Source organism: Cupriavidus pauculus, from assembly GCF_003854935.1.
Classification (GTDB): Bacteria; Pseudomonadota; Gammaproteobacteria; order Burkholderiales; family Burkholderiaceae; genus Cupriavidus; species Cupriavidus pauculus_C.
This window is the reverse complement of record NZ_CP033969.1, coordinates 2,838,765-2,851,238: the sequence shown is the minus strand read 5'-3', so window position 1 is coordinate 2,851,238 and position 12,474 is coordinate 2,838,765. Positions and strand designations below refer to the sequence as shown.

General features: G+C 66.3%; 2 protein-coding genes. Both read right to left on the bottom strand.

The features are described 5' to 3' along the window. Positions 1 to 12 precede the first annotated feature (12 nt). A complete protein-coding gene (locus EHF44_RS14560) occupies positions 13 to 5,442 on the bottom strand; it encodes a filamentous hemagglutinin N-terminal domain-containing protein (RefSeq protein ID WP_253699854.1) in 5,430 nt (1,809 codons plus the stop codon). Positions 5,443 to 6,003: 561 nt separating this feature from the next. Continuing rightward, positions 6,004 to 12,060 (bottom strand): filamentous hemagglutinin N-terminal domain-containing protein, encoded by a 6,057-nt coding sequence (locus tag EHF44_RS14555; RefSeq protein WP_124685111.1) that lies wholly within the window; start codon positions 12,058 to 12,060, stop codon positions 6,004 to 6,006. Positions 12,061 to 12,474: the final 414 nt, after the last annotated feature.

Genomic DNA, 12,474 nt, shown 5'->3' with positions numbered 1-12,474 from the left:
GAGAGCCCGCAATTAGCTTGCCGGAGCGGCAGCTTTTGAGGGCGTGCCGTTCTTCAGCCAGCCGTGGCTCTTCACGACGTATCGCTTGCCGTTCGGGGCACCGGCTTCGGTGTAGAAGAACTCGCGTGTCTCCATGTTCACCGCCAGATCGGCCTTGGTCTTGGTGACCGGGTCCTCGTAGACGAAGTGCTTGGTGCCGTTGGCGCCATCCTGCAACGTCAGCGTGCGCTCGACCGTTCCTGTCGATGTTTTTATCTGGACGACGGCCACGTTGCCTTCCAGCTTCACGGCCGCACCCGACATCGCGGCGCCTTGCCAGGACTTGGCTTCATCAACTTCCACTGTCAGCGGTACGGACGTATCGAGATACCAACGGCCCTCGGCCATGTCATCGATCACGTAAGCCAGGATGCCGCCCACGCCGACCGCGCCCATGATCGCGCCAGCGGTGGCGCCGGAGCTGCTCGATCCGCCAGACTGTTCCGGGGCTGACCCGTTACCGTCGGTGATGTTGCCGTCGGGGGTCTTGCTGCCGGTGTCGGTGCCGTTGCCACCTTCGGCGCCGTTGCCACCTTCGGAGCCGTTGCCGCCTTCGGCGCCATTGCCACCTTCGGTGCCGTTACCGCCCTCGGAGCCGTTGCCGCCCTCGGAGCCGTTGCCACCTTCGGTGCCATTGCCGCCTTCGGAGCCATTGCCACCTTCGGAGCCATTGCCACCTTCGGAGCCGTTACCGCCTTCGGTGCCGTTGCCGCCTTCGGTGCCGTTGCCGCCCTCGGAGCCATTGCCGCCCTCGGAGCCATTGCCGCCTTCGGTCCCATTGCCACCTTCGGTCCCATTGCCACCTTCGGTGCCATTACCGCCTTCGGAGCCATTGCCGCCTTCGGAGCCATTGCCGCCTTCGGAGCCGTTACCACCTTCGGAGCCGTTACCGCCCTCGGCGCCATTGCCGCCTTCGGTGCCGTTGCCGCCTTCCGTGCCGTTGCCGCCTTCAGAGCCATTGCCGCCTTCGGAGCCGTTACCGCCTTCGGTGCCATTGCCGCCTTCGGCGCCGTTGCCGCCCTCGGCGCCGTTGCCGCCTTCGGAGCCGTTCCCACCTTCGGAGCCGTTGCCACCTTCGGTGCCGTTACCTTCGGAGCCGTTACCACCTTCGGAGCCGTTGCCACCTTCGGCGCCGTTGCCGCCTTCGGAGCCGTTCCCACCTTCGGAGCCGTTGCCACCTTCGGTGCCGTTACCTTCGGAGCCGTTACCACCTTCGGAGCCGTTGCCACCTTCGGTGCCATTGCCACCTTCGGAGCCGTTGCCACCTTCGGTGCCATTGCCGCCTTCGGAGCCATTGCCACCTTCGGTGCCGTTACCACCTTCGGCGCCGTTGCCACCCTCTGTGCCGTTGCCGCCTTCGGTGCCGTTGCCACCCTCGGAGCTGTTGCCGCCTTCTGTGCCGTTACCACCTTCGGAGCCGTTGCCGCCTTCGGAGCCATTGCCACCGTCGGAGCCATTGCCACCTTCGGCGCCATTACCGCCCTCGGAGCCGTTACCGCCTTCGGAGCCATTGCCGCCTTCGGAGCCGTTGCCGCCCTCGGAGCCGTTGCCACCTTCGGTGCCATTGCCGCCTTCGGAGCCATTGCCACCTTCGGAGCCGTTACCGCCTTCGGAGCCGTTGCCGCCTTCGGAGCCGTTCCCACCTTCGGAGCCGTTGCCGCCTTCGGAGCCGTTGCCGCCCTCGGAGCCATTGCCACCTTCGGAGCCATTGCCGCCCTCGGTGCCATTGCCGCCTTCGGAGCCATTACCGCCCTCGGTGCCATTGCCGCCCTCGGTGCCGTTGCCGCCCTCGGTGCCGTTGCCACCTTCGGAGCCGTTGCCGCCTTCAGAGCCGTTGCCACCCTCGGCGCCATTGCCGCCCTCGGCGCCATTACCGCCCTCGGAGCCATTGCCACCTTCGGAGCCATTACCGCCCTCGGAGCCGTTGCCGCCTTCGGAGCCGTTGCCACCTTCGGAGCCATTGCCGCCTTCGGAGCCGTTGCCACCTTCGGAGCCGTTGCCGCCTTCAGAGCCGTTGCCACCCTCGGCGCCATTGCCGCCCTCGGAGCCATTGCCACCTTCGGTCCCGTTGCCGCCTTCGGTCCCGTTGCCGCCTTCGGAGCCGTTGCCACCTTCGGAGCCGTTGCCACCTTCGGAGCCGTTGCCACCTTCGGAGCCGTTGCCACCTTCGGAGCCGTTGCCACCTTCGGTGCCGTTACCGCCCTCGGAGCCGTTGCCGCCCTCGGAGCCGTTGCCACCTTCGGAGCCGTTACCGCCCTCGGTGCCGTTGCCACCCTCGGCGCCATTGCCGCCTTCGGAGCCATTGCCACCTTCGGAGCCGTTGCCACCCTCGGAGCCATTGCCGCCCTCGGAGCCATTGCCGCCTTCGGAGCCATTGCCGCCTTCGGAGCCGTTGCCACCCTCGGAGCCGTTGCCGCCCTCGGAGCCGTTGCCACCTTCGGAGCCGTTACCACCTTCGGAGCCGTTACCGCCCTCGGCGCCATTGCCGCCCTCGGAGCCATTGCCGCCCTCGGAGCCATTGCCGCCCTCGGAGCCATTGCCACCTTCGGTGCCGTTGCCACCTTCGGCGCCATTACCGCCTTCGGTGCCATTACCGCCTTCGGAGCCATTGCCGCCTTCGGTGCCGTTACCCCCTTCGGAGCTATTGCCACCCTCGGTGCCATTGCCACCTTCGGAGCCGTTGCCTTCGGTGCTATTACCGCCCTCGGAGCCGTTGCCACCTTCGGTGCCATTGCCGCCCTCTGAGCCGTTGCCACCCTCGGTGCCATTACCGCCCTCGGAGCCGTTGCCGCCCTCGGTGCCATTACCGCCCTCGGAGCCGTTGCCGCCCTCGGAGCCATTGCCGCCTTCGGTGCCATTGCCGCCTTCGGAGCCATTACCGCCCTCGGCGCCATTGCCGCCTTCGGTGCCATTACCGCCCTCGGAGCCATTACCACCTTCGGAGCCGTTGCCGCCTTCGGAGCCATTACCGCCCTCGGAGCCGTTACCACCTTCGGAGCCGTTACCACCTTCGGAGCCGTTACCGCCCTCGGAGCCGTTACCGCCTTCGGAGCCGTTGCCACCCTCGGAGCCATTGCCACCGTCGGAGCCGTTGCCACTCTCGGAGCCATTGCCACCCCCGGAGCCATTCCCACCCTCGGAGCCATTGCCACCCTCGGAGCCATTCCCACCCTCGGAGCCATTCCCACCCTCGGTCCCGTCATCCGGATCGTCGGCCCAGGCGTTGGTGTCGTCCAAGTTTGGCAGGTTCACCGTGCCGGCGCCGCGTTCGTTGACGATGGGGCGGTATCCGCCGACGCTGGTGCCGGTGTCCGAGCGGCCCTCGACGTTGATCGTCCCGTGCTGGCTGGCGGTCAGGATGGCGCTCGACTGCCGCGTGCCGAACTGCACCCCGTATCCGCTGCTGGATGTACCCGTGACATTGACGATGCGATTGCCGGAGACTGTGAGGCCGTTCCCGGCGATGTGCACGCCCGATCCTTGTATCGATGTACCGTGAATACTGCCCGTGCCGTTGCCATCGATGAAGAGCTGGGCCCCAGGCGCCACGTAGACCCCGGCGCCCCCGGTGGAGCGGCCGGTGATGTCCAGGATGCCATCGCCCATTTCGCCGTTGCTGTCGATGGCGACGTTGGTCATGATGGCCACGCCCGGGCCGAACTTCGCGCTGCCCTCCAGCGTCAGGCCGCCCACGTGGCGGATCGTGCCGCCGATGTAGACACCGGGGGTAAAGTTGCTGGATGATCGGGTCACGTCGCCCGCCGCGCTCAGGTGGCCGCCGGCGAGGTCGATGCTGCCGCCGTCGATGTGGACGCCGCCGTCCCGGTTGCCGATGCCGGCCCGGATGTCGAGATTCATATGGTGGCCGCTGGCCGTGATGTTGCCGGCCAGCAGGATGTCGCCATCGGCCAGCAGCGTCAGGTTGGCCGTGCGGCCGCCGGTCTTGACGATGTCGGCGCCGCGTTCCTGCGTGATGTTGCCCTTGACCGCGCCGGTGCCGGCGGTGGTGATCGTCACATCGGTGCCGCGGTTCAGGGCGTTGCTGATCGACGTGTTGCGGATGTTTGCCGTGCTGTTGGTTGTCCGAAACTCGTCCAGGTTGCCGGTATGGCCGGCATCCTCGCCCGTGCTGATCGTGATGTCCGTCGGGTCGATCAGCCACGCGCCGGCCTTGCCGTTGGGAGCGGTGGCGCTGATCGATCCGCGCACGTCCAGTCCGAGGCCGGACGTTTCGACAAAGCCGCCGTCGCCGTTGAGCGCGTCTGCCATGACGCTGGCGCCGTCGGCGACCTGTGTCAGGCTGGCGATCGTGACGCCGTCCTGGAGCAGGTTGGCCGTGGGTGTGCCGGACAGCTTGCCGAGGCTGTCGCCCCCAAGGATGACCTGACCGCCGGCGGCGTCGCCCGACGCGTCGATGGTGGCCTGGCCCAGCAGGCCCACGCGATGGCCGGCCAGCACCACGGTGCCGCCCCGGCCGCCCGGCGCGGTGTGCGAGGCGTCGATGCGGCCGGTCATGACCACGTCGCCGGTCTTGCCGGCGTCCGCCACGACCGTGCCGGCACGGATCACGCCGGACAGGTTCACCACGGTATTGAGCAGCGTGTCCTTGCCGCGCGCGGTAATCAGCACCGTGCCGTCCTGCGCGTGGATGTTGCCGCTGTTTTCCACCAGCGCGTTTGCGGTGGCGTCGTTGAGGACGAGGGAAATGCCCTGGCCGTTGTGCAGCGCCACCGTGGCGCTATCGCCGGCCGCCAGGACGATCTGACCGCCGTCGGCGGTGCGGATGTCTCCGGTATTCCGGACCTGATCGCCGACCAGGGTCACAAAACCCTGCGCGCGGATCGCGCCTTCATTGATGATGCCGGCGTGGGTGCCGGTGGCGCCCAGCACCAGCGAATTGCCGGCCATGAAGGCATTGGCGTCGATCGACTTGGTGGTGGCCAGCAGCGCGCCAACGTTGACCACGGCGCCCTTGCCGAACAGCACGCCGTTGGCGTTCTGGATCAGCACCTGGCCGTTGGCCAGCAGGGAACCATGGATATTGGAGGGCAGGCCGCCGATCACGCGGTTCAGCGCCTGGGCCTGCGCGTTGGGCTGGTTGAACTGGACCGTGTTGCCCTGGCCGACGTTGAAAGTGTTCCAGTCGATGACAGCACGCTGGCTGCCTTGATCGATGGTCATCGTATGGCCATTCGGCTGCGAGATCGTGGCCTGGCCGGCCACGACGTTGCCGTGCGTTGGCAGCGCCTGGGCGCGCGCCTCGCCGATGTCCCACGTCAGCAGTGCCAAGGCCACGGCCGTCATGGCCGAAACCACGCCCGGCGGCGCGCCGGAGGGGCTGTCGCCGCCCGCACCCGGTGCCTTGCCTTCGCCCCTGACGTTTTCCGCGACGGCGACAAGCATGCCAAGTCGCTTGCTGAAGATACGGCGATACCGATTCTTGTTCATATATATGTCACCCGACAAAGGTGTGACGTCGCGCGCCGCGTGGGCACGCCGCCCTGTGGCGGCGCCAACGGATTCCGAGGCTGAGCGTCGAACGTCGATGCATGGATGGCGGACGAGCCGCCCTAGCTCGGAATCGGGGCCACGTTCGCTAGCCGGGCCGCAGCGCCACGCGACTGTCGTGGCTGGCGGCGGGAAGGGGCTGCTTCGCTGTGTGGCGGTCGGGGATGACCGGGAAGAGGCTTCTGCGATTCCTTGGCGGCCAATGCTAAAAAGGCGGCCTGCCAGGGGAAATCGCAGAAACGCGAAATCACGGTTTACTTGCTGAAGGGCAAGGGAGGGGGACGGGGTGCCGGAGGATCGACACGCCTGCCTGGGAGAGCTGCGATGGCCGGGCAGGGCGGCGCGGCTGGTCTTCGTACCGGATGACCGTAAACGGCGATGTGCCGACGTCTTGCGACACCGGCACATCGGGTTACCACCGCTGTTATCTAGCCGGTGGTATCAGCGTACCGCGGCTCAGCTCGCGGGGCTGGCAGTGGCCGCGGCTTCGGGTGCCGTGCCGTTTTTCAGCCAGCCATGGCTCTTCACAACGTAGCGCTTGCCGTTCGGGGCACCGGCTTCGGTGTAGAAGAACTCGCGCGTCTCCATGTTCACCGCCAGATCGGCCTTGGTCTTGGTGACGGGGTCCTCGTAGACGAAGTGCTTGGTGCCGTTGGCGCCGTCCTGCAGGGTCAGGACCCGCTCGACCGTCCCGGTGCGTGTCTTCACCTGGACGATGGCAGTCGTGCCCTTCACCTCCACGGTGGCACCCGACATCAGCGCACCTTCCCACGCCTTGTCCTCATCGGACTCGACGGTCAGGGGCACCGGGGCATCGAGGTACCAGCTTGCGCCGGCCAGGTCGTCGATCACGTAGGCGAGGATACCGCCCGCGCCAACCGCGCCCAGGATCGCACCGGCCGTGGCACCCGAGTTGGAGCCACCCGAGCCCGAACCGCCTGAGCCGTCCGAACCACCGTCCGGCGTCTTGTCGCCGCCGTCGGAGCCGTTGCCACCGTTCGAGCCGTTACCGCCGTCGGAGCCATTGCCGTTGCCGTCGGGGCCGTTGCCGTTGCCGTCAGGTCCGTTGCCGTTACCGTCGGGACCGTTTCCGTTCCCATCGGGGCCGTTTCCGTTCCCATCGGGGCCGTTGCCATTGCCGTCCGGGCCGTTACCGTTTCCGTCCGGGCCATTGCCATTGCCGTCCGGGCCATTGCCGTTACCGTCGGGGCCATTGCCGTTACCGTCCGGGCCGTTGCCATTGCCGTCGGGACCGTTTCCGTTCCCATCGGGGCCGTTGCCGTTTCCGTCAGGGCCGTTGCCATTGCCGTCGGGACCGTTTCCGTTCCCATCGGGGCCGTTGCCGTTTCCGTCAGGGCCGTTGCCATTGCCATCGGGGCCATTGCCGTTCCCATCGGGGCCGTTGCCGTTTCCGTCAGGGCCATTGCCGTTGCCGTCGGGGCCATTGCCGTTCCCATCGGGGCCGTTGCCGTTACCGTCGGGACCGTTGCCGTTGCCGTCCGGGCCGTTACCGTTCCCATCGGGGCCGTTGCCATTGCCGTCCGGGCCGTTGCCGTTCCCGTCGGGACCGTTACCGTTCCCATCGGGGCCGTTGCCGTTTCCGTCCGGGCCGTTGCCGTTTCCGTCGGGACCGTTGCCGTTTCCGTCGGGACCGTTGCCGTTCCCATCCGGGCCGTTGCCGTTACCGTCGGGACCGTTGCCGTTACCGTCCGGGCCGTTGCCGTTCCCGTCCGGGCCGTTGCCGTTCCCATCGGGACCGTTACCGTTCCCATCGGGACCGTTGCCGTTACCGTCCGGGCCGTTACCGTTTCCGTCCGGGCCATTGCCATTGCCGTCCGGGCCATTGCCGTTACCGTCGGGACCGTTGCCGTTGCCGTCCGGGCCGTTGCCGTTTCCGTCCGGGCCATTGCCATTGCCGTCCGGGCCATTGCCGTTACCGTCGGGGCCATTGCCGTTACCGTCCGGGCCGTTGCCGTTACCGTCGGGACCGTTGCCGTTACCGTCGGGACCGTTGCCGTTACCGTCGGGACCGTTGCCGTTGCCGTCCGGGCCGTTACCGTTCCCATCGGGGCCGTTGCCATTGCCGTCCGGGCCGTTGCCGTTCCCGTCGGGACCGTTACCGTTCCCATCGGGGCCGTTGCCGTTTCCGTCCGGACCGTTGCCGTTTCCGTCGGGACCGTTGCCGTTCCCATCCGGGCCGTTGCCGTTACCGTCGGGACCGTTGCCGTTACCGTCCGGGCCGTTGCCGTTCCCATCGGGACCGTTGCCGTTACCGTCGGGACCGTTGCCGTTACCGTCCGGGCCGTTACCGTTTCCGTCCGGGCCATTGCCATTGCCGTCCGGGCCATTGCCGTTACCGTCGGGGCCATTGCCGTTACCGTCCGGGCCGTTGCCGTTACCGTCGGGACCGTTGCCGTTACCGTCGGGACCGTTGCCGTTGCCGTCCGGGCCGTTGCCGTTCCCATCGGGACCGTTGCCGTTCCCGTCGGGACCGTTGCCATTGCCGTCGGGACCGTTGCCGTTCCCATCGGGGCCATTGCCGTTACCGTCCGGGCCGTTGCCGTTCCCATCGGGGCCATTGCCATTGCCGTCCGGGCCATTACCGTTCCCGTCCGGGCCATTGCCGTTGCCGTCGGGGCCGTTGCCATTGCCGTCCGGGCCGTTACCGTTTCCGTCCGGGCCATTGCCGTTGCCGTCGGGGCCGTTGCCATTGCCGTCCGGGCCGTTGCCGTTCCCGTCGGGACCGTTGCCGTTACCGTCCGGGCCGTTGCCGTTCCCATCGGGGCCATTGCCATTGCCGTCCGGGCCGTTACCGTTTCCGTCCGGGCCATTGCCATTGCCGTCCGGGCCATTGCCGTTACCGTCGGGGCCATTGCCGTTACCGTCCGGGCCGTTGCCGTTACCGTCCGGGCCATTGCCGTTGCCGTCGGGGCCGTTGCCGTTACCGTCCGGGCCATTGCCGTTGCCGTCGGGGCCGTTGCCGTTCCCGTCGGGGCCGTTACCGTTGCCGTCCGGGCCATTGCCGTTGCCGTCGGGACCGTTGCCGTTCCCATCCGGGCCGTTGCCGTTACCGTCGGGACCGTTGCCGTTACCGTCCGGGCCGTTGCCGTTCCCATCGGGACCGTTGCCGTTACCGTCGGGACCGTTGCCGTTACCGTCCGGGCCATTGCCGTTACCGTCGGGGCCATTGCCGTTACCGTCCGGGCCGTTGCCGTTACCGTCGGGACCGTTGCCGTTGCCATCGGGACCGTTGCCATTGCCGTCCGGGCCGTTGCCGTTCCCGTCGGGACCGTTACCGTTGCCGTCGGGGCCGTTGCCGTTGCCGTCGGGGCCGTTGCCATTGCCGTCGGGACCGTTGCCGTTCCCATCGGGGCCGTTACCGTTCCCATCCGGGCCGTTGCCGTTACCGTCCGGGCCGTTGCCATTGCCGTCGGGGCCGTTACCGTTCCCATCGGGGCCGTTGCCATTGCCGTCGGGACCGTTGCCGTTCCCATCGGGGCCGTTACCGTTCCCATCCGGGCCGTTGCCGTTACCGTCAGGACCGTTGCCGTTACCGTCTGGGCCATTGCCGTTGCCGTCTGGGCCGTTGCCATTGCCGTCCGGGCCGTTACCATTCCCATCGGTGCCGTTGCCACCGCCGTTCGGCACGTATGGCCCGTCCAAGAGGTTGATATCACCGTTCTCCAGTTCCACCAGCCGGCCTTCGATCAGGTGATTGCGGCCTTCCGGCGCGTAGCCGATCAAGTTGCCGGTACCGTTTCCGCTTGCTGTGATCGTGCTGCCCGTTCCGACGCGCACCCCGGCGCCATACGTGCCGCTACCATTGGAGGTACCCGCAGCGTTCATGTTGGCGTTATCGGTGATGCTGACGTTGCCCTCGAAGTAGACCCCTTCGCGGTAACGGGAATTGCCGATAATCTCGGTCGTCGCGTTGCCTGACAAATTCAGCCCGCCATTGAACGCGATGCGCACGCCGGACCCGTTGACGGTGTCGGCGCGGGACGTGCCCGTAACGTTGATCCGAGCATCGTCAGTGGCGTTGATAACGGTCTGGACTCGCACACCGTCCTGGCTTCCCGAGTCGCCGGTCAAGTCGAGGGTAGCGTTGCCCGACATATTCAGGTTGCCTCGCCAAATCACCCCGCCAGTTCCTTCCCCCCGACCGTCGGCAGTCACCTTGCTGTTTCCAGACATGTTCCCGCTTCCGTCGACCACAGTCTCGGCCCAATTTCCAATCGTGCTATTGCCGCGCCCGCTGATATCAAGTGTCGCGTTATCGCTCAGGTCGTACCGGCTTCTGTAGAGCCAGACACCTGCCTCGCTGTTGGATGTGCCGTTAAGGTTGATCGCGGCATTGTCCGAAATGTTGAGTGAAGCTCCTGTGCCCCGGACGCCAAACGATCTGTTCGCGTTGCCCGCAACGTTGATGACGCCATTGCCGGAGGCCGACAAACTGAGGTTATCCAGGTGGACTCCGGAATACGAGTAACTCGTCGTATTGCCAGCTATGCTGACCGAGGCATTGTCGGTAACACTCAGTTTGCCGCGATGCATAATGCCGTCGAGGCTTGTGCTATCCCCGGTAAGGTCCAAGAACGAGTTTCCGGATATCTGAAGGTCGGCTCCTCTGTCGATATAAATACCAGACGCCGTACCGGAAGTGCCGTAGATAACGAGCGTGCCGCCTACTTGCGTCACGGTACCGTTCAGGTACACACCAGTGCTACCGCGGCTGAAGCCGGTGATGAAACCGCCGCCGATATTGGCCAGGTTGCCGTAGAAGACCACTCCGTTGCCAATAGAGGCGCTTGACGCATCCCCGTAAGTAATCAATCGTCCACCATTCAGATCGATGGTTCTGTTGCTTGCCTGGGTGACATTGCCATATCCGCCGCCCATCCCAGCGGTAAGGTTCAGGTTCAGCGCATCGGAGGTGGATGTGATATTGCCGTTGAGGGTAATCGATCCATTTGCCACCAGCGTGAGACTCGCCGCGCCGCCGCCGGTCTTTGTAATGTCGGCACCGGTGTTCTGCACGATGTTCCCGGTCGCCGTACCTGAGCTGCCCGTGGTGATCGTGACGTCGGTGCCTGCGTTCAGGGCGTCGTTGATGGACGTGTTGCGAACCGTGGCGGTGCTGCCCGTGGGCGTGAAGCCTCCCGAGACGCTACCGCTGTAGCCAGCATCGTTACCTGTGCCGATGGTGATGTTGGTCGGATCGATCAACCATTCGCCAGACTTGCCGTTCGGCGCTGAGGCAGTGATCGTGCCCTGGACGTTGAGGTCGTGGGCTGACGTCTCCACGAACCCACCGTCGCCATGCCGTGCACCGGCATCGACCCGGGCGTTGACACCCACCTGCGTGAAGTTGGCGAAGCCAGCACCGTCCTGCAGCAGCTTGCGAGCTTCCGTACCTTCGAGCTTGCCCAGCGAGTCACCACCAAGGATCACCTTGCCGCCGGCCGAGTCGCCCGAGGCGTCGATCGAGGCGCTGTCGAACAGGCCGACGCGGTCGCCAGCCAGTACCACCGTGCCGCCCTGGCCGCCATTGCGGTTCGAGGCGTCGATGCGGCCGGTCATGACCACGTCGCCGGTCTTGCCAGCATCGGCCACGACCGTGCCGGCGCGGACCACGCCGGACAGGTTCACCACCGTATTGAGCAGCGTGTCCTTGCCGCGCGCGGTAATGAGGACCGTGCCGTCTTGTGCATGGATGTTGCCGCTGTTTTCAGCCAGCGCGTTGGCGGTGGCGTCGTTGAGGACGAGGGAAATGCCCTGGCCGTTGTGCAGGGCCACCGTGGCGCTATCGCCAGCGGCCAGCAGGACTTGGCCGCCCGGGCCGGTCTTGATGTCGCCCGCGTTGCGGACCTGATCGCCCATGAAGGTCACGTAACCCTGGGCGTTGATGGAGCCTTCGTTGATGATGCCGGCCTGCGTGCCGGTGGCGCTCAGTGCCAGCGGGCTGCCGGCCATGAAGGCGTTGGAGTCGATGGATTTCGTCGTTGCGAGCAGCGAGCCGACGTTGACCACTGCGCCCCGGCCGAACAGCACGCCGTTGGCGTTCTGGATCAGCACCTGGCCGTTGGCGAGCAGCGAGCCGTGGATATTGGAGGGGAGGCCGCCGGTGACGCGGTTCAGCGCCTGGGCCTGTGCGTTGGGCTGGTTGAACTGGACCGTGTTGCCCTGGCCGATGCTGAAGCTGTTCCAGTCGATGACAGCGCGCTGGCTGCCCTGATTGATGGTCATCGTCGAGCCGTTGGGCTGCGAGATGGTGGCCTGACCGGCCACGACGTTGCCCTGGGTCGGCAGTCCTTGGGCACGGACTTCATCCATGTCCCAGGCAAACAGGGCGAGGGCGATGGCCGTCATCGCCGATACCACGCCCAGTTGGGGCGATGCCTCCGCAGCGGCGCCTTCCCCAGGCGCCTTGCCGCGGCTCTTCACATTTTCCGCTACGGCCACAAGCATGCCGAGATGCTTGCTGAATACGCGGCGATACCGATTCTTGTTCATGGTTGAAACCCAACAGAAGTTGCGACGTGACGCGGCTCGGCTCTGCCTTCAGTAAGGCGGCCGATGCAGGCGTCGTGCGTCAATTCATGGAACGCGAGTTGACCCGCTCTAGCTCGGGATCGGGGGGCGCGCTTACTTGAGTTGCCGCGCGGTCTGTGGTCGTACCGGGTCCCGCGATCTCCTTGATGGCAATGCTAGAAACCTGGGGAAGGGCGGGGAATCGTAGAAACACGAAACACGCAGCGGGGTTGCATGAGAATGTCGCAGCGTCGCGAAGCGACGGGGGTCTGCGCAGAGCCCGGTGAAATATTTCGTAGAACTACGATGACTCGGGAAGTGGAGTCGGGGGCCAACAGATTCTGATTGCCCCTCGGAAAAGGACGATGTGCCGACGTCTTTCGACACCGGCACATC